Here is an 18,546-nt window from a genome sequence, read left to right as displayed (position 1 = left end):
CTCCTAGATGCGGGCGGCGTGGATGTTCGTGACGATGATCGCGCGCGCGCCGACGTCAGCGAGGGCGTCCATGATCTGGTTCGTCTCCTGGCTGCGCACCATGACGCGCACGGCGACCCAGTCCGGGTCGTGCAGCGGGCTCACGGTCGCGCTCTCGAAGCCGCTCGCGACGCCGATCGCCGCGTCGAGGCGCGAGCGCTGGACGTCGTAGTCGACGAGCACGAAGTCGCGCGCGACGATGACGCCGTCGAGACGCCGCTTGAGCGTCGAGAGCCCGGGCTTGTCGGTGCCGTGCTCCCCCTCGTCGTTCGTGATGAGCACCGCCTCGCTCACGAGGATCGGCTCGCCGAAGACCTCGAGGCCCTGGGCCCGCAGGGTCGCACCGGTCTCGACGACGTCGGCCACCGCATCCGCGACGCCGAGCCGCACGGCCGACTCGACCGCGCCGTCGAGCCGCACGAGCTCGGCGGTGACGCCGTGCTGGGCGAGGTGCCGCTCGACGAGGCCCGTGTAGGAGGATGCGACGCGCATGCCCGCGAGGTCGCGCGCATCGCCGAAGCGGCCGGCGGGACCCGCGAAGCGGAACGTCGAGCGCGCGAAGCCCAGGCCCTCGACCTCGAGCGCGGGCGAGCCGGAGTCGAGCAGCAGGTCGCGACCCGTGATGCCGACGTCGAGCGCGCCCGAGCCGACGTAGGTCGCGATGTCGCGCGGGCGGAGGAAGAAGAACTCGACCTCGTTGCGCGCGTCGACGACGATGAGCTCCTTGCCGTCGCGGCGGCCGCGGTATCCGGCCTCGTCGAGCATCTGGGCGGCCGTCTCGGCGAGCGAGCCCTTGTTGGGCACGGCGATCTTCAGCATGGGTTCCTCCAGGTCTGACGGTCAGCGGACGGCGCGTCAGAGATGTCGGTACACGTCCTGCAGCGAGATGCCCTTCGCGAGCATGAGCACCTGGAGGTGGTAGAGCAGCTGCGAGATCTCGATCGCCGCGTCCTCGTCGCTCTCGTGCTCGGCGGCCATCCAGACCTCGGCCGCCTCCTCGACGATCTTCTTGCCGATCTCGTGGACGCCGGCGTCGACCGCCGCGACCGTGCCGGAGCCCGGTCGGCGCTCGGCGAGCGTCTGCTCGAGCTCGGCGTACAGCTCGTCGAAGGTCTTCACGCCTCCAGGCTACCGGCGTCGCGGAGCGCGGCGATGCGCGCGGCCACGTCGTCGTGCCCGTAGACGGCCGAGCCGGCCACGAAGACGTCGGCGCCGGCGGCCGCCGCGATCGGCAGCGTGTCGGCGGTGATGCCGCCGTCGACCTGCAGCGCGAGCTCGATGCCGGCCTCGTCGGCGCGAGCTCGCAGCTCGACGAGCTTCGGCATCATGTCGGCCATGAACGACTGACCGCCGAAGCCGGGCTCGACGGTCATGACGAGCACCATGTCGAACTCGGCGAGGTGCTCAAGCACGGCGTCGACCGCGGTGCCCGGCTTGAGGGCGATCGCCGCCCGCGTGCCGCGCGCCCGCAGCTCGCGCGCGAGCGCGACGCCGTCGTTCGTCGCCTCGGCGTGGAAGGTGACCGACTCGACGCCGCGGATGGCGTACTCGGGCGCCCACGTGTCGGGGTCGTCGATCATGAGGTGCACGTCGATGGGCAGCTCCGTCACCTCGGTGATGCGCTGGACCATCGGCAGCCCGAACGTGAGGTTGGGCACGAAGTGCGCGTCCATGACGTCGACGTGCACGCCGTCGGCGTCTCGGATGCGATCGAGGTCGCGCTCGAGGTTGACGAAGTCGGCCGACAGGATGCTGGGGTGGATCCTGACCATGCCCGCCACCCTATCCGCCCCGTGAGCGGCGAGGCGGGCTCCCTCGTGCGCTAGCGCGAGGGCGTCAGCAGCTGGATGAACATCGCGTCGGTGCCGTTCCGGTGCGGCCAGAGCTGCACGGCCTCGCCGGTGTCGCCGAGCGTGATGCCGGGCGAGAGCGTCGCGACGACCTCGCGCGTGGGCACCGGCTCGAGGCCGAGGGCGGATGCGCGCTCGACGACCGCGCGCGTCTCGGCCAGGTGCGGCGAGCACGTGACGTAGGCGACGAGCCCGCCGGGGCGCACGGCACGCGCGGCGGCCTCGAGCAGCTCGACCTGGAGGGCGGCGAGCTCCGGCACGTCGGTCGGCTGCTTGCGCCACCGCGCCTCCGGGCGTCGGCGCAGCGCACCGAGGCCCGTGCACGGCGCGTCGAGCAGCACGCGGTCGAAGGCGCCCTCGGTCTCCCCGCGGCCGTAGCGGCGGCCGTCGCCGACGACGACGTCGGGGCGCGGGTCGATCGACCGGACCGCGTCGCGCACGAGCTTCGCGCGATGCGGCGCGACCTCGTTCGCCTCGAGCCGCGCGCCGTGCACCGCGGCCTCGGCCGCGAGCAGCGCCGCCTTGCCACCGGGTCCCGCGCACAGGTCGAGCCAGCGCTCCCCCGCCGCGACGGGCCGGGCGCGGGTGAGGGTGAGCGCCGCGAGCTGGCTGCCCGCGTCCTGCACGCGCCACGAGCCGTCGGCGACCTGCGGCACTCGCGCGGGGTCGCCGCCGGGCGCGACGCGACCGAGCGGGCTCGCGGTCGGCGCGAGGTCGAGCTCGGCAGGGTCGGCGAGCCCGGGGAGCGCGACGAGCTGCACGGCCGGCGGCTCGTTGTCGGCCGCGAGGAGCGACTCGAGCTCGTCCGTGGCGCCCTCGCGGTCGAGCGAGCGCCGCAGCGCGCGCAGCACCCACGCCGGGTGCGACGACTCGAGTGCGAGCCGCTCGTCGGCTCCGAGCCGCTCGGCGATGCGGGCGAGGCGCTGCTCCCACGGCTCCTCCGAGAGGCGGCGCAGCACCGCGTTGGCGAAGCCGAGCCGCCCCTTGTTGCGGCGGCCGAGCAGGGCGACCGTCTCGTGCACGGCGGCGTGCGCCGGCACGCGCATGCGGCTGAGCTGGTGGGAGCCGATGCGGAGCGTCGCGAGCGTCTCGGCGTCGATCTCGTCGACGGGGCGGCCCGCCGCGTCGGCGATGAGCGCATCGTGCTGCCCTTGCCAGCGGAGCGTGCCGTAGGCGAGCTCGGTCGCGAAGCCCGCATCGGCGGGGCTCAGGCCGGCTTCGCGGATGCGCGCGGGCAGCAGCAGGTTGGCGTACGCGTCGTCGCGGTCGACCGCGAGCACGACGTCGCGCGCGACGAGCCGGGCGCTCATCGGCCGGCCTCCGCGGGCGCGAGCTCGAAGGCGGCGGTGCCGCCGCGGCCTCGCAGCCAGTCGACGCCGGGCATGGGGCGCTTCCCCGCCGGCTGCACCTCGACGAGCTCGAGCGGCGCGCTCCCGGTGCCGACGACCGCGGCGCGGCCGGCGATCGTGGCGTGCCCGGGCGGCACCGGCTCGGCGCCCGATCGCGCGAGCGCGAGCAGCTTCACCCGCTGGCCGTCGACGGTGCCGTGCGCGCCCGGCTCGGGCGTGACGCCGCGCCAGCGGCTCAGCACGGCGGGTGCCGGGCCCGTCAGGTCGAGCGCGCCGTCGGCGAGCGCGAGCTTCGGCGCGAGCGACGGCGAGCCGACCTGCTCGGTGAAGCTCGCGGTGCCGGCCTCGATCTCGCGCACGGCCTCGGCGAGCTCGGTCGCCCCGAGCGCCGCGAGCTCGGCGAGCAGCTCGCCCGCCGTCGCGCCGTCGGGGATGCCGACCTCGCGCACGCGCACGAGCGGCCCAGCGTCGAGCTCCTCGACGAGCCGGAACACGCTCACGCCCGTGGAGCTCCGGCCGTCGATGAGCGCGCGCTGCACGGGCGCGGCGCCGCGGTAGTCGGGCAGCACCGAGAAGTGCAGGTTGATCCAGCCGTGCTGCGGCAGCGACAGGAGCGGCTCGCGCACGAGGCCGCCGTAGGCGACGACCGCGGCGAGCTCGGGCTCGAGCACCGCGATCCGCTCGGTCGCTTCCGCGTCGAGCCGGTTCGCCTCGATGACGTCGAGGCCGAGCTCGGCGGCTCGCGCCGCGACCGGCGTCGGCGTGAGCACGCGCTTCCTGCCTTGCGGCGACGCTGCGCGCGTGACGACCGCGGCGATCTCGTGCTCGGCCGCGAGGGCCTCGAGGCTGGGCACGGCGGCGGCGGGGCTGCCGGCGAAGACGATGCGCATGACGTTCCTCACTCGGATGACGGCGCTACAGGCCGTCGAAGGGCTCGTGATCATCCAACCGGATGCGGAGCCTCGCGGGCGCGCCGGGGCGGGCCGGGCGGCGGGCGGCGGCGAGCACGCGGGCCCGCACGACGCTCGCGACGCGTGCCCCGTCGGCGTAGGCGAAGCGCGCGATCGCGCGCTCGAGCTGCTCCCCGGGGCGCGCATCCGCAGCGGGCACGGGGCCCAGCACGTCGAGGTGCTCGATGCCGCCCAGCGCCTCGAGCGCCTCGGCGACCGCGTCGGGGTGCCCGACGACGGATGCGGTGCGCACGGCGGGCGGGAACCGCAGCGCCCGGCGCTCGGCGAGCTCGGCCTTCGCGAACGGCACGGTCGTCGCTCCCGTGATCGCGGCGGCCGCTGGCCCCATGACGCCCGCGAGCACGACGCTCGCGCCGTCGGCGGCGAGCGCGCGCGCCGTCGCCCACTGCCGGACGGCCTCCTCGGCGACGCGGAGGCCCTCCCGCGCGAGCAGCGAGTCGCCGTCGAGCAGCAGCACCGCGCGGTAGCCGCCCTCGGCGATCGGCTCGGCGCCGCGCGTCGCGACGACGATGCGGGGTCGCGCGTCGACCGCGAGCCGCTCGTGCTCCCCGTCGGCGACCGCGACCGGGATCCCCGGCACCGCGCGACCGAGCTCCTCGGCGACGCGGCTCGAGCCGCGGCCCACCTCCCGCATCCGCGTGCCGCTGCACGACGGGCACGACCACGCGGCCGCGAGCCGCCCGCAGAGCCGGCACGCGGGCGCGGAGCCGCGCGAGCGCACGCCCAGCGGGCCACCGCACGCTCGGCAGCGGGCGCGCGCGCCGCAATCGCCGCACGCGAGGCCCGGCGCGTGCCCGGGCCGCGCGACCTGCACGAGCACCGGCCCGTGCTGCAGCCCCTCGCGCGCGGCCGCGAACGCCGCGGCGGGCACGCGGCGGCCGTCGTCGGCGAGCGCGGCGGGCAGCACGCGCACGCGGTGCTCCCCCACGCGCTCGTGCTCGAGGAAGCCGACCTCGACGAGCCGCTCGGCATCGGTCGAGCGCGCGTGGCCCGCGAGCACGAGTGCGCAGCCCGATTGCGCCTGCCGCACGAGCGCGGCGTCGCGCGCATGGACGCCGGGGGCGAGCGGCTCGGCGAGCAGCGGGTCGCCGTCCTCCCACACCGCGAGGAGCCCGAGCCGCTTCGCGGGCGCGTAGACGGCCGAGCGCGGGCCGATGATCGCGACCGGCTCGTCGTCGAGGCAGCGGAGGAACGCGCGGTACCGCTCGGGGTTCTTCTGCCGCGCGTCGAGCTCGACGACCCGCTCCTCGCCGACCGCCGCGACGAGCGCGAGCCGCAGCTGCCGCTGCTCGCGGTGGTCGGGCACGACGAGGATCGCCTGCTCGCCACGCTCGAGCGCCTGCCGGGCGAGCGCGGCGAGCGCGACCGCCCACCGGCCGATCCACGCGGTGCCGTCGCCGTCGCCGTCGACGACCTCGGCGACGCCGCCCGCGCACTCGAGCGCGACGCGCCGTCGGCCCTCGACGAGTCCCGGCAGCACGACGGACGCGTCGGCGAGCGCCGGGAGCGCCGGGAGCGCCGGGCGGGCCTCCGGGTCGCGCGCGAGCCACGCCTTCTCGACGCGCGCCTGGCGGCCGGGGATCGCGACGCGCAGCACGTCCGCCGCTCCCCCGGCGGCGCGGTCGGCGACCGCGCGCGCGAGCGCCCACACCTCGGGCTGCAGCACCGGCACGGTCGAGACGACGTGCGCGACGTCGGCGACCTCGCCCTCCCAATCGCGCGCATCCGTCACCTCGACGACGTAGCCCGACGCCTCGCGCTCGTTCCGGAGCGGCACGCGCACGCGCACGCCCGGCGCGACGCCCGCGAGCCCGGGCGGCACGCGGTACTCGAAGAGCCGGTCGAGCTGCGGCAGCCGCGAGTCGACGACGACCCGCGCGAAGGCGGGCGCGGGGCTCAAGGCCTCACAGCCCCGCGGCGGCGCGCAGCGCGTCGACGCGGTCGAGCCGCTCCCACGTGAACTCCGGCAGCTCGCGCCCGAAGTGGCCGTAGGCGGCGGTCTGGCGGTACTTCGGCCGCCGGAGGTCGAGGTCGCGCACGATCGCGCCGGGCCGGAGGTCGAAGACCCGCTGGATCGCCTCGCCGATCGCGAGGTCGTCGATGACGCCCGTGCCGAACGACTCGACGTAGAGGCCGACGGGCTGCGCCATGCCGATCGCGTACGCCGCCTGCACCTCGAGCCGCTTCGCGAGCCCCGCCGCGACGGCGTTCTTCGCGACCCAGCGCAGCGCGTAGGCGGCCGAGCGGTCGACCTTCGACGGGTCCTTGCCGCTGAACGCGCCGCCGCCGTGGCGCGCGGCCCCGCCGTAGGTGTCGACGATGATCTTGCGGCCCGTGAGGCCCGCGTCGCCCTTCGGTCCGCCGGTGAGGAACGAGCCGGATGGGTTGACGATCGCGCGCATGCCGCTCGCGTCGAGGCCGAGCTCGGCCACGACCGGGTCGATGACGTGCTCGACGACGGCGTCGCGGATCTCGTCGTTCGTGACCCCGGGCGCGTGCTGGGTGGAGACGAGGACGGTGTCGACCGAGACGGGCGTGAAGCCGTCGTAGCCGATCGTCACCTGCGTCTTGCCGTCGGGGCGGAGGAACGGGATCGAGGCGTCGCGGCGCGCGCGCGCGAGCCGCTCGGCGAGCCGGTGCGCGGCCCACGCCGTCGCCGGCATGAGCGTCGGCGTCTCGTCGGTCGCGAAGCCGAACATGATGCCCTGGTCGCCGGCGCCGTCGCGGTCGAGCGGGTCGACCGAGCCGCCCCGCGCCTCGACCGCCGTGTCGACGCCCGTGGCGATCTCGGGGCTCTGCTCGCCGATCGAGACCGTCACGCCGCACGAGTTGCCGTCGAACGAGACCTCGCTCGAGTCGTAGCCGATGTCGACGATGACCTTGCGCACGACCGAGGCGATGTCGACGTAGCCCGTCGTGCGCACCTCGCCCGCGACGTGCACGAGGCCGGTCGTGACGAGCGTCTCGACCGCGACGCGCGCCTCCGGGTCCTGGGCGAGCATCGCGTCGAGGATCGCGTCGGAGATCTGGTCCGAGATCTTGTCGGGGTGGCCCTCGGTCACCGACTCCGACGTGAACAGCCGAAGGCTGCCTGGACTGCTGCTCACTCGTGCTCCTTGCTCGATCCGCTCGCGAGTCGCTCCGCGACGCAATCGATGATCGCGCGGGCCACTGACGCCTTCTGCCCCGACGCATCCGCCACGACGCCGTCGGCGTCGAGCACGCGCACGCGCGTCTCGACCGCGCCGAAGCCCTCCTCGTGCCCGACGCGATTGAGCACAAGCAGGTCGGCGCCCTTCCGCGCGAGCTTCGCGCGGCCGCGCTCGAGGAGCGCGGCGTCGTCGGCCTCGGTCTCGGCGCCGAAGCCGACGAGCAGGCTCTCGCGCGGCAGGCTCGCGAGCTCGGCGAGGATGTCGGGGTTGAGCTCGAGCTCGATCGTGGGCGCGTCGCCCCACGACTCCTTCGAGCGCTTCTCGTCGGAGGCGCCGCGCACGCGGTAGTCGGCGACGGCCGCGGCCATCACGACGACGTCGGCGCTCGCGCGCTCGAGCATCGCCTCGCGCAGCTGCGCCGTCGTCTCGACCTCGACGAGCTCGATGCCCGCGGGCACCGGCACGTGCAGGTTCGCGCCCACGAGCGTCACGGTCGCGCCCGCCGCGCGCGCTGCGCTCGCGAGGGCGACGCCCATCGCGCCGCTCGAGCGGTTGCCGAGGAAGCGCACGGGATCGATCGGCTCGCGCGTGCCGCCGGCGGAGACGACGACCGAGCGGCCAGCGAGCGCGGCGGAGCGCCCCGCGACCTCGAGCGCCGCGGCGACGACGTCGGCGGGCTCGGCCATGCGGCCGAAGCCCTCGTCGCTGCCGGTGAGCGCACCGGCGACGGGGCCGACGATCGTCGCGCCGCGCTCGGCGAGGGTGCGCACGTTCGCCTGCACCGCGGGCTGCTCCCACATCTCGGTGTGCATCGCGGGGGCGAGCACGAGCGGCGCGCGCGAGGCGAGCACCGTCGTGCCGAGCAGGTCGTCGGCGAGCCCGGTCGCGAGCTTCGCGAGCGTGTTCGCGGTCGCGGGCAGGATGACGATGAGGTCGGCGGACTGGCCGAGCGCGACGTGGCGCACGGCGGCGACGTCGTCGAAGACCTCGTCGGTGACGGGGTTGCGGCTGAGCGCCTCGAGCGTCGGGCGCCCGATGAAGCGCAGCGCCGACGCGGTCGGCACGACGTGCACGTCGTGGCCCGCCTTCACGAGCTCGCGGATGGCGAGCGCGGCCTTGTAGGCGGCGATGCCGCCGGAGATCCCGACGACGACGCGCATCAGCCCTGCGCGGTCTCGTCCTTGGTCAGGACGAGCTTGTCCTGGTGGATCTCGTGCAGCGCGACCGAGAGCGGCTTGTCCTCGATCGTCGAGTCGACGAGCGGCCCGACGTTGTCGAACATCGAACCCTCGTGGATGTCGGTGTAGTAGTCGTTGATCTGGCGAGCGCGCTTCGCGGCGAAGATCACGAGCTGGTACTTCGAGTCGACCTTGTCGAGCACTTCGTCGATCGGCGGGTTGATGATGCCCTGCGTGGCCATGCGTGCCTCCTGCGGCTGTGGACGGTGACGGATGCGCGGGGTCGCCCCGCGAAGCTCGTGGCGCCGGTGGGCGCAAGCGTCCATCCTATCGCGCGCTGGAGCTTTGGGCGACGGTCCTTTCGGACCGTCGCCGCGACGCCAGCGCCGGGGCCCGTCCCGGGCCCCGGGCTCTGACTACTCCCGAGCCTCCGCCTCCGCCTCCGCCGCGAGGATGCGCTCCACCACCTCGCGCGCCGCCTCGGCGACGTCGGCGTTCACGATCGTCGCGTCGAACTCGGGCTGGCTCGCGAGCTCGACCTTCGCGGTCTCGAGCCGCTTCGCGCGCTCGGCGGGCGTCTCGGTGCCGCGCCCGATCAGGCGGCGTACGAGCTCGTCCCACGACGGCGGCGCGAGGAAGAGCAGCACGGCGTCGGGGAACGACTCCCGCACCTGCCGAGCGCCCTGCAGGTCGATCTCGAGCAGCACCGACGAGCCCTCGTCGAGCGCGGCCTGCACGCTCGAGCGCGGCGTGCCGTAGCGCGAGAGGTTGTGCACGGTCGCCCACTCGAGGAACTCGCCGTCCTCGACCATCCGGTCGAACTCGGCGTCGGAGACGAAGGCGTAGTGCACGCCGTCGATCTCGCCCGGCCGGGGGGCCCTCGTGGTGGCGCTCACCGAGTGGCGGATCTGCGGGAAGTGCTCGCGCACGTACTGCGCGACCGTGCCCTTGCCGACCGCCGTCGGTCCCGCGAGCACGATGAGGCGAGGGCGACGCGAGGGATCCACGAGGTCAAGCCAAGCGCGAACGCGCTCGCGCTGCAAACCGCCGAGCCCGCCGAGGTGCTTCGACGGCGCGATCGCGAGCTCGCGCATGAGCACCTCGACGCGCTTGGGCCCCATGCCGCGGAGGCTCCCGAGGTACTCCGGCACGCGCAGCCGCGCCTCGACGCCGCCCGGCTCCTGCCACGCGCGCTCGGCGACGTCGCGGGGCCCGCGCTCCCCCGCGGCGAGCGCGCGCTTGACTGCGGCGCGGGCGCGACGCGCCTCGATCGCCGCGCGGCCGGCCGCGCCGGGGTCGGGGATCGTCCGGTCGGGGATGCCGGTCACGGCAGCTCCGCGACGGCCGCATCGATCGCCGCCGCGAGCCCGTCGGGCCCGGCCTGCAGGATGCTGCGGCTCGCGCTCGCGAGCACGAGCGCGTCGGCGGGGAAGAGCCGGTGCAGGTCGGCGAGGCGCGCGCCCTGCGCGCCGAAGCCCGGTGCGAGGACCGGGGTGGATGCGTCGGGCGCGAGCCCGTAGGCGGCTCGGTCGATCGTCGCGCCGATCACGAGGCCGTGGCCCGCGCCCGTCGCGGCGTTGCGGGCCGCGACGGCGTCGGCGACCGCGGCGGCGACCGTGCGGCCGTCGTCGAGCCGCGCGAGCTGCATCGCCGCCCCCTCGGGGTTCGAGGTCGCGGCGAGCACGAAGACGCCCTTGCCGCTGCGCTCGGCGGCCTCGAAGAGGCCCTCGAGCGCGCCGACGCCGAGGTAGGGGCTCGCGGTGAGCGCATCCGCCTCGAGCGGCGCGCCGGGCTCGAGCCACGCGGCCGCGTAGCCGAGCGTCGTCGACCCGATGTCGCCGCGCTTCGCGTCGGCGATCGTGAGGAGGCCGGCGGCGCGGGCGTCGGCGAGCACGCGCTCGAGCGCGCCGAGCCCCGCGGGCCCGATCGCCTCGAAGAGCGCCACTTGCGGCTTGACGACGCCGACGCGCCCCGCGGCCGCCTCGACGACCGCGCGCCCGAAGCGCTCGAGGCCCGACGCATCCGCCTTCAGGCCCCACCGATCGAGCAGCGCGGGGTGCGGGTCGATGCCGACGCACAGCGCCCCGCGCTGCCGGACGGCGTCGCCGAGCCGGGCGAGGAAGGTCACGCCGACCGCCGCGCGTGGTACTCCTGCAGGCTCGTCACCTCGAAGCTCTCGCGCGCCGCCTCGATCGCCGCGACCGCGGCGCCGAGCTGCGCGACGGTCGTGAAGAGCGCCTTGTCGCCCGCGACGGTCGCGGCGCGGATCTCGTAGCCGTCGGCGCGCGCGATGCCGCCCGTGGGGGTGTTGATGATGATGTCGATCTCCCCCGCGTCGATGAGGTCGACGATCGAGGGCTCTTCCCCCGCCTCCGAGTGCTTGCGCACCGTGCGCACGGCGATGCCGTTGCGCGCGAGCACCTCGGCCGTGCCGGTCGTCGCGACGATGTCGAAGCCGAGCTGCTGCAGCCGGTGCATCGGCAGCACCGCTTGCCGCTTGTCGCGGTCGGAGAGCGAGACGAAGACGGTGCCGGAGGTCGGCAGCCCGCCGTAGGCGGCGGCCTGGCTCTTCGCGAACGCGGTCGGGAAGTCGCGATCGATGCCCATCACCTCGCCGGTCGAGCGCATCTCGGGCCCGAGCAGCGAGTCGACCATGCGGCCGTCGGCGGTGCGGAAGCGGCGGAAGGGCAGCACGGCCTCCTTGACCGCGACCGGCGCGTCGATCGGCATCACGGTGCCGTCGCGCTCGGGCAGCATGCCCTCCGCGCGGAGCTCCGCGATCGTCGCGCCCGCGAGCACGCGCGCGTTGGCCTTCGCGATCGGCGTGCCGATCGCCTTCGCGACGAACGGCACCGTGCGGCTCGCGCGCGGGTTCGCCTCGATGACGTGCAGCACGCCCGCGCCGTACGCGAACTGCACGTTGATCGGGCCGCGCACGTCGAGGCCCGCGGCGATGCGCAGCGTCGCGTCGCGGATCTCCTCGAGCTGCGCGCGGCCGAGGCCGACGGGCGGCAGGGTGCACGACGAGTCGCCCGAGTGGATGCCCGCCTCCTCGATGTGCTCGAGGATGCCGCCGACGTAGAGCTCGTCGCCGTCGAAGATGGCGTCGACGTCGATTTCGATCGCGTCGTCGAGGAAGTGGTCGACGAGCAGCGGCGCCTGCGGCCCCACGATGCCGTGCGACGCGATGCGGTCGAAGTACCCGCGGAGGCTCGCGGTGTCGTAGACGATCTCCATGCCGCGGCCGCCGAGCACGAACGAGGGTCGCACGAGCACGGGGTAGCCGATGCCCTCGGCGATCTCGATCGCCTCCTGCTCGTTCGTCGCGATGCCGTTGCGAGGCGCGACGAGGCCCGCCTCGTCGAGGATGCGCTGGAACAGGCCGCGCTCCTCCGCCGCATCGATCGCGTCGGGCGTCGTGCCGAGGATCGGCACGCCCGCGGCCTCGAGGCCGCGCGCGAGCCCGAGCGGCGTCTGCCCGCCGAGCTGCACGATGACGCCGACGAGCTCGCCAGCCGCCTGCTCGACGTGCACGATCTCGAGCACGTCCTCGAGCGTGAGCGGCTCGAAGTAGAGCCGGTCGCTCGTGTCGTAGTCGGTCGAGACCGTCTCGGGGTTGCAGTTGACCATGATGGTCTCGAAGCCCGCGTCGGACAGCGCGAACGACGCGTGCACGCACGAGTAGTCGAACTCGATGCCCTGCCCGATGCGGTTGGGGCCCGAGCCGAGGATGATGACCTTCCGGCGGTCAGAGGGCTCGACCTCCGTCTCGAGGTCGTAGCTCGAGTAGTGGTACGGCGTCTCGGCCGGGAACTCCCCCGCGCACGTGTCGACGGTCTTGTAGACCGGGCGCACGCCGGCCGCCCAGCGCGCCTGGCGCACCTCCGCCTCGGCGATGCCGCGCAGCTGCGCGATCTGCGCGTCGGAGAAGCCGTGCTCCTTCGCGAGCCGCAAGTGCTCCTCGTCGAGCGCACCGGAGCCGCCCGAGAACGTGCGGATGGCGTCGGCGACCTCGTTGATGAGCACGAGCTGGTCGAGGAACCACGGGTCGATGCCGGTCGCCTCGTGCGCCTGCTCGATCGTCGCGCCCGCGCGCAGCGCCTGCTGCAGCGTCACGATGCGGCCGTCGGTCGGCACGCTCGCGGTCTCGAGCAGCGCCGCCGCGTCGCCGGGCTCGCCCTCCCAGTGGAACGACGAGCCGCGCTTCTCGAGCGAGCGGAGCGCCTTCTGCAGGGCCTGCGCGTAGGTGCGCCCGATCGCCATGGCCTCGCCGACCGACTTCATGGTCGTCGTGAGGGTCGCATCCGCCGCCGGGAACTTCTCGAAGTTGAACCGCGGCACCTTGACGACGACGTAGTCGAGCGCGGGCTCGAACGACGCGGGCGTCACCTTGGTGATGTCGTTCGGGATCTCGTCGAGGCGGTAGCCGAGCGCGAGCTTCGCGGCGATCTTCGCGATCGGGAAGCCCGTCGCCTTCGACGCGAGCGCCGAGGAGCGCGAGACGCGCGGGTTCATCTCGATCACGATGATGCGGCCCGTCGCGGGGTCGACGGCGAACTGGATGTTGCAGCCGCCCGTGTCGACGCCGACGCGCCGGATGATGTCGATGCCGATGTCGCGCAGGCGCTGGAACTCGCGGTCGGTGAGGGTGAGCGCGGGGGCGACGGTGATCGAGTCGCCCGTGTGCACGCCGACGGCGTCGACGTTCTCGATCGAGCAGACGACGACCGTGTTGTCGGCCTGGTCGCGCATGAGCTCGAGCTCGTACTCCTTCCACCCGAGGATCGACTCCTCGAGCAGCACCTCGCCGATCGTCGACGAGTGGATGCCGTCGCCGACGAAGCGGCGCAGCTCCGCCTCGTCGTGCGCGAAGCCCGAGCCGAGGCCGCCCATCGTGAACGAGGGGCGCACGACGACCGGGTAGCCGTACTCCTCGGCGAACGCGATCGCGTCGTCGACCGAGCGCGCGATGGCGCTCGAGGCGACGTCGGCGCCGGCCTCGAGCACGAGCTCCTTGAAGAGCTGGCGGTCCTCGCCGCGCTGGATCGCGTCGACCTTCGCGCCGATGAGCTCGACGCCGTGGCGCGCGAGGATGCCCTGCTCGTGCAGCGCGATCGCGGCGTTGAGGGCCGTCTGGCCGCCGAGCGTCGGCAGGATCGCGTCGGGGCGCTCCTTGACGATGATCGTCTCGATCACCTCGGGCGTGATCGGCTCGATGTAGGTCGCGTCGGCGAAGTCGGGGTCGGTCATGATCGTCGCCGGATTGGAGTTGACGAGGATGACGCGCACGCCCTCCTCGCGCAGCACGCGGCACGCCTGGGTGCCGGAGTAGTCGAACTCGGCCGCCTGGCCGATGACGATCGGCCCGGAGCCGATGACGAGGACGGAGCGGATGTCGTCGCGCTTGGGCACTAGGCGTCCTTCTGCTGGTCGTTGGCGGCTGCGCGGTGCTCGAGCACGAGCTCGCGGAAGCGGCTGAAGAGGTGGTGGGCATCGTTGGGGCCGGCGGCGGCCTCGGGGTGGTACTGCACGCTGAAGGCCGGGATGTCGAGCGCCCGCAGGCCCTCGACGACCTCGTCGTTGAGCGAGAAGTGGCTCACCTCGACGCGGCCGAAGCCAGCGGGGCTCTCGAGCTGCTGTCGCAGCGGCGCGTCGACGGCGAAGCCGTGGTTCTGGCTCGTGATCTCGACCCGGCCGGTCGCGGTGTCGAGCACGGGCTGGTTGATGCCGCGGTGGCCGAAGGGCAGCTTGTACGTGCCGAACCCGAGCGCGCGGCCGAGCAGCTGGTTGCCGAAGCAGATGCCGAAGAACGGCAGGTCCTCGCGCAGCAGCCCCTGGAGGAGCGACACCTGGTCGTCGCTCGCCGCCGGGTCGCCGGGGCCGTTCGAGTAGAACGCGGCGATCGGCTCGTGCTCGAGCACCTGCTCGAGCGTCGCGTCCTGCGGCAGCACGACGAGGTCGAAGCCCTGCTGCTGCAGGTAGCGGAGCGTGGATGCCTTGACCCCGAGGTCGAGGACGGCGAGCGTGCCGATCGAGTCGCCGATCGCGGGCAGCCGGTACACCTCGGGCGTCGAGACGAGCTCGGCGAGACTGCGGCCGGTCATCGCGGGGCTCGCCCGCACCGCCTCGAGCATCGCCTCGTCGGTGCCTAGCGAGTCACCCGAGAAGACGCCGGCGCGCATGGCGCCCGCGTCGCGGAGGCGGCGCGTGACGGCGCGCGTGTCGATGCCCGCGATGCCGACGATGCCGTCGTCGGCGAGCTGCGCCTCGAGCGAGCCCTCGGCGCGCCAGTTCGAGACGACGCGGCTCGCGGCGCGCACGACGTAGCCGGCGGGCCACGCGCGGCGCGACTCGGCGTCCTCGTCGTTGACGCCGGTGTTGCCGATGTGCGGCGCCGTCTGCACGACGATCTGGCCCGCGTAGGAGGGATCGGTGAGCGTCTCCTGGTAGCCGGTCATGCCGGTCGCGAAGACGGCCTCGCCGAGCGCGCGGCCGGTGGCGCCGTAGGCGGAGCCGCGGTAGATCGTGCCGTCCTCCAGCACGAGGGCCGCGGGTGCGGGGTTGGTCATGAGGGTGCTCCTTCCCGGGCGAGGGCGCGCAGCGCCTCGAACGCCTCGGTGTCGTCGCCGATGATGCGGAGGTAGGTGTCGACGTCGGCGCCGAGCGAGTGGGCGATCACGACGATCCCCCCGGGCTCGACGACGCGATCGATGGTCCAGGTGGCCCGCTCGACCGCGCGGATGCGGTCGGCGGGGATGCGCACCTCGCGTCGGTCGGCGACGAGCTGCACGCCGGCCGCGTCGATCGCGACCTGGGTGCGGCCGCGGAAGCCGAGGCCGTGGGCGAAGATGCGCTGGTAGGGCTCGCCGGCGCGCGTCGTGGCGACGTAGAGCGCTTCGGCGACGAGGGTCGGCGCGGCGTCGATCCACGGCAGTGGCGGCTCGACGTCGCGCTGGCGTCGTCGGTGCGCGAGCACGCCGAGCACCGCGAGCAGCGCGACGAGTGCCACAAACCCTGCGCTCAGCAGCGCGAACGTCTCCTTCGTCATCACCCGACGTCCCCGGTCCCGATCTGCCCGGTCACGATCTGCCGGTCCCGATCTCGCCGGTGACGATCTCCCCGGTGACGATCTCCCCGGCCGCGAGCGTGCGGCGGCCGGCGTGCCACACGTGCAGCACGCGGCCCGGCAGCTCGCGGCCGAGGTACGGCGAGTTCGCCGAGCGGCCCTTGAGGTGCCGCTCCTCGACGACCGCGCGCGCGGCGGGGTCGACGAGCACGACGTGCGCGGGCGAGCCGACCTCGAGGGGCGCGTCGTAGCCCGGCTCGCGGCCGATCGCGCCGGGCGTCGTCGACATGACTCGCGCGACGCCGGCCCAGTCGAGCAGCCCCGTCTCGACCATCGCCAGCTGCACCACCGACAGCGCCGTCTCGAGCCCGACCATGCCGAACGAGGCATCCGCGAACGCCGAGAGCTTCGCCTCGGGCGCGTGCGGCGCGTGATCGGTCGCGACGATGTCGATCGTGCCGTCGGCGAGCGCCTCGCGGAGCGCCTGCACGTCGGCGTCGGTGCGCAGCGGCGGGTTGACCTTGAAGCGCGCGTCGTAGGAGCGCACGAGCTCCTCGGTCAGCAGCAGGTGATGCGGCGCGACCTCGGCGGTGATGCGCACGCCGCGCGCCTTCGCGGCGCGCACGACCTCGACGGTCTCGGTGGTCGAGACGTGGCACACGTGCAGGCGGGCGCCGGCGAGCTCGGCGAGCATCGCGTCGCGCGCGACGATCGACGCCTCGGCGACCGATGGCCAGCCGCCGAGGCCGAGCTCGGCCGAGAGCGGCCCCTCGTGCATGACGGCGCCGCGCGTGAGCGCCGGGTCCTGCGCGTGCTGCGCGACGACCGCGTCGAGCGCCGCCGCGTGCTCGAGCGCGCGTCGCATGAGCTCGGCGTCGTGCACGCAGTGGCCGTCGTCGCTGAAGACGGTGACGCGGGCGGCGCTGCGGGCGAGCATCGTCATGTCGGCGAGCCGCTCCCCCGCGAGGCCGACGGTGACGGCGCCGATGGGGCGCACCGTCGCGAGCCCGGCCTCGAGGCCGAGCCGGTGCACTTGCTCGACGACCGCGGGAGTGTCGGCGACGGGGTTCGTGTTCGCCATCGCGAAGACGCACGTGAAGCCGCCCGCGGCGGCGGCCCGCACGCCGCTCGCGACCGTCTCGGCCTGCTCGCCGCCGGGCTGGCGGAGATGCGCGTGGAGGTCGACGAGGCCCGGGAGGGCGACGAGGCCGGTTGCGTCGACCACCTCGGCGCGGTCACGGTCGATCGTGCTCGGGTCGACGAGCACGCCGTCCTCGATCGCGAGGTCGCGCGGCTCGCCGCCGAGCACGGCAGCGCCGGTGAGCAGGGTCGTCATCGGGCGCCTCCGTGGTCTGAGGATCCGTGGTCGGAGGATGCGTGGTCCGGGGCCGGGTGGTCGGATGCGAGCAGCGAGTACAGCACGGCCATGCGCACCGAGACGCCGGCGGTCACCTGCTCGAGGATCGCGGAGCGGTCGGAGTCGGCCGCGCGGCTCGAGAGCTCGAGGCCGCGGTTCATGGGGCCGGGGTGCAGCAGGTGCGCGTCGCCGAGCCGAGCGAGCCGCTCGTCGGTGAGCGACCAGCCGGTGATGTACTCGGCGGCGCTCGGCGCGACCTTCCCCGCCTGCCGCTCGAGCTGCACGCGCAGCAGCATGATCGCGTCGGGCCCCTCGTCGATGACGCGGTCGAGGCTCGGCTCGGCGTGCACGCCGAGCCGAGTGCCGTCGCTCGCGGCGGGCGGCAGGAGCGGCGGCGGGCCGACGAGCGTGACCTCGGCGCCGAGCGCGGGCAGCAGGAGCGCGTTGGAGCGCGCGACGCGCGAGTGGGCGATGTCGCCGACGATCGCGATGCGCAAGCCGTCGAGCGCCTTGCCGCGAGCCGCGTCGCCGTGCACGCGGCGACGGAGGGCGAAGGCGTCGAGCAGCGCTTGGGTGGGGTGCTCGTGCGTGCCGTCGCCCGCGTTGATGACCGGCTTGCCGATCCAGTCGGCGAGCAGGGCGGGCGCGCCGGAGGCGCCGGAGCGCACGACGACGCCGTCGACGCCCATCGCCGCGATCGTGAGGCCCGTGTCGCGCAGCGACTCGCCCTTCGAGACGCTCGAGCCCTTGCCCGACACGTTGATGACGTCGGCCGAGAGCCACTTGCCGGCGATCTCGAACGACGAGCGCGTGCGCGTCGAGTCCTCGAAGAAGAGGTTCACGACCGTGCGACCGCGCAGGGCCGGCAGCTTCTTGAGCTCGCGGTCCTGGATCTGGTGCATGTCCTCGGCGAGGTCGAGGAGGGCGATCGCCTCGTCGCGCGGCATCGATGCGGTGAGCAGGTGCCTCATGCGACGTCGTCCTCGATCGTCACGGCGTCGGCGCCGTCGACCTCCTCGAGCAGGATGCTGACGTGCTCGCTGCGGGCGCTCGGCAGGTTCTTCCCGACGAAGTCGGCGCGGATGGGCAGCTCGCGGTGGCCGCGGTCGACGAGCGCGGCGAGCCGCACGACGCGCGGGCGACCGAGATCGGCGAGCGCGTCGAGGGCGGCGCGGATCGTGCGGCCCGAGTAGAGCACGTCGTCGACGAGCACGACGACCCGGTCGTCGATGCCGGCGGCCGGCACGCGCGTCGGGTGCGGGGCGCGCGTCGGCCGGCCGCGCAGGTCGTCGCGATGCATCGTGACGTCGAGGGCGCCGACGCGATCGGCGAAGCCGATGCCGGTGATGTCGGCGAGCCGGTCGGCGAGCCGCTGGGCGAGGTGCACGCCGCGGGTCGGGATGCCGAGCAGGACGAGGTCGTCCGCGCCGTGGTTCGCCTCGAGGATCTCGTGGGCGATGCGCGTGAGGGCCCGGCCGATCTCGTCGGGCCCGAGCACGGTGCGCGCTCCTGCACGCTGAGTCACAGCGACTCCCTTCTCCGCCTCACGGGACGGGCTTCAAGGTTGTCTGATGGCTCCACTCT

17 protein-coding genes are annotated in these 18,546 nt (G+C 74.4%); all 17 read right to left on the bottom strand.

The features are described 5' to 3' along the window. Nucleotides 1–3 precede the first annotated feature (3 nt). The gene (hisG, locus tag JSQ78_RS02280; RefSeq protein WP_211449086.1) at nucleotides 4–858 is read right to left on the bottom strand and encodes an ATP phosphoribosyltransferase; all 855 of its coding nucleotides are present in this window, start codon (nucleotides 856–858) and stop codon (nucleotides 4–6) included. 36 nt (nucleotides 859–894) lie between these two features. Further along, the gene (locus JSQ78_RS02275; protein WP_021009239.1) at nucleotides 895–1,158 is read right to left on the bottom strand and encodes a phosphoribosyl-ATP diphosphatase; all 264 of its coding nucleotides are present in this window, start codon (nucleotides 1,156–1,158) and stop codon (nucleotides 895–897) included. After that, nucleotides 1,155–1,811 carry a ribulose-phosphate 3-epimerase gene (gene rpe, locus JSQ78_RS02270; protein WP_211449084.1) on the bottom strand — a complete coding sequence of 219 codons (657 nt, stop codon included), beginning with the start codon at nucleotides 1,809–1,811 and terminating at the stop codon, nucleotides 1,155–1,157. The genes JSQ78_RS02275 and rpe overlap by 4 nt, the downstream gene beginning before the upstream one ends. A 50-nt stretch (nucleotides 1,812–1,861) precedes the next feature. After that, the gene (locus tag JSQ78_RS02265; RefSeq protein WP_211449082.1) at nucleotides 1,862–3,199 is read right to left on the bottom strand and encodes an RsmB/NOP family class I SAM-dependent RNA methyltransferase; all 1,338 of its coding nucleotides are present in this window, start codon (nucleotides 3,197–3,199) and stop codon (nucleotides 1,862–1,864) included. Next, nucleotides 3,196–4,128: a methionyl-tRNA formyltransferase gene (locus JSQ78_RS02260; RefSeq protein ID WP_211449080.1), complete on the bottom strand. Its 933-nt coding sequence runs from the start codon at nucleotides 4,126–4,128 to the stop codon at nucleotides 3,196–3,198. Before JSQ78_RS02260 ends, JSQ78_RS02265 begins: the two co-directional genes overlap by 4 nt. A 25-nt stretch (nucleotides 4,129–4,153) precedes the next feature. Then, nucleotides 4,154–6,109, bottom strand: a complete 1,956-nt coding sequence (locus tag JSQ78_RS02255) for a primosomal protein N' family DNA-binding protein (protein WP_211449079.1) — start codon at nucleotides 6,107–6,109, stop codon at nucleotides 4,154–4,156. A 4-nt stretch (nucleotides 6,110–6,113) separates the two neighbouring features. Beyond that, nucleotides 6,114–7,316 (bottom strand): methionine adenosyltransferase, encoded by a 1,203-nt coding sequence (gene metK, locus JSQ78_RS02250; RefSeq protein ID WP_211449077.1) that lies wholly within the window; start codon nucleotides 7,314–7,316, stop codon nucleotides 6,114–6,116. After that, a complete protein-coding gene (gene coaBC, locus JSQ78_RS02245; RefSeq protein ID WP_211449075.1) occupies nucleotides 7,313–8,521 on the bottom strand; it encodes a bifunctional phosphopantothenoylcysteine decarboxylase/phosphopantothenate--cysteine ligase CoaBC in 1,209 nt (402 codons plus the stop codon). The genes metK and coaBC overlap by 4 nt, the downstream gene beginning before the upstream one ends. Next, nucleotides 8,521–8,781: a DNA-directed RNA polymerase subunit omega gene (rpoZ, locus tag JSQ78_RS02240; protein WP_211449073.1), complete on the bottom strand. Its 261-nt coding sequence runs from the start codon at nucleotides 8,779–8,781 to the stop codon at nucleotides 8,521–8,523. Before rpoZ ends, coaBC begins: the two co-directional genes overlap by 1 nt. A gap of 174 nt (nucleotides 8,782–8,955) precedes the next feature. After that, entirely contained in the window at nucleotides 8,956–9,858 is a 903-nt protein-coding gene (gene gmk / locus JSQ78_RS02235; protein WP_211450459.1) for a guanylate kinase, read from the bottom strand. Nucleotides 9,859–9,863: 5 nt separating this feature from the next. Continuing rightward, nucleotides 9,864–10,667, bottom strand: a complete 804-nt coding sequence (gene pyrF, locus JSQ78_RS02230; RefSeq protein ID WP_211449072.1) for an orotidine-5'-phosphate decarboxylase — start codon at nucleotides 10,665–10,667, stop codon at nucleotides 9,864–9,866. Further along, nucleotides 10,664–13,951 carry a carbamoyl-phosphate synthase large subunit gene (carB, locus tag JSQ78_RS02225; protein WP_211449070.1) on the bottom strand — a complete coding sequence of 1,096 codons (3,288 nt, stop codon included), beginning with the start codon at nucleotides 13,949–13,951 and terminating at the stop codon, nucleotides 10,664–10,666. The genes pyrF and carB overlap by 4 nt, the downstream gene beginning before the upstream one ends. Beyond that, nucleotides 13,951–15,108: a glutamine-hydrolyzing carbamoyl-phosphate synthase small subunit gene (gene carA / locus JSQ78_RS02220; RefSeq protein WP_211449068.1), complete on the bottom strand. Its 1,158-nt coding sequence runs from the start codon at nucleotides 15,106–15,108 to the stop codon at nucleotides 13,951–13,953. Before carA ends, carB begins: the two co-directional genes overlap by 1 nt. Beyond that, complete coding sequence (locus tag JSQ78_RS02215) at nucleotides 15,105–15,587, bottom strand: PH-like domain-containing protein (RefSeq protein WP_211449066.1); 483 nt, start codon at nucleotides 15,585–15,587, stop codon at nucleotides 15,105–15,107. The genes carA and JSQ78_RS02215 overlap by 4 nt, the downstream gene beginning before the upstream one ends. Before the next feature lie 31 nt (nucleotides 15,588–15,618). Then, complete coding sequence (locus tag JSQ78_RS02210) at nucleotides 15,619–16,941, bottom strand: dihydroorotase (RefSeq protein WP_211449064.1); 1,323 nt, start codon at nucleotides 16,939–16,941, stop codon at nucleotides 15,619–15,621. Continuing rightward, entirely contained in the window at nucleotides 16,938–17,933 is a 996-nt protein-coding gene (locus JSQ78_RS02205) for an aspartate carbamoyltransferase catalytic subunit (protein ID WP_211449062.1), read from the bottom strand. Before JSQ78_RS02205 ends, JSQ78_RS02210 begins: the two co-directional genes overlap by 4 nt. Further along, complete coding sequence (gene pyrR, locus JSQ78_RS02200) at nucleotides 17,930–18,487, bottom strand: bifunctional pyr operon transcriptional regulator/uracil phosphoribosyltransferase PyrR (protein ID WP_211449060.1); 558 nt, start codon at nucleotides 18,485–18,487, stop codon at nucleotides 17,930–17,932. The genes JSQ78_RS02205 and pyrR overlap by 4 nt, the downstream gene beginning before the upstream one ends. Nucleotides 18,488–18,546 lie beyond the last annotated feature (59 nt).

This window comes from Agrococcus sp. Marseille-Q4369, from assembly GCF_018308945.1.
Classification (GTDB): domain Bacteria; phylum Actinomycetota; class Actinomycetes; order Actinomycetales; family Microbacteriaceae; genus Agrococcus.
This window is presented reverse-complemented; position numbering and strand designations above follow the sequence as displayed.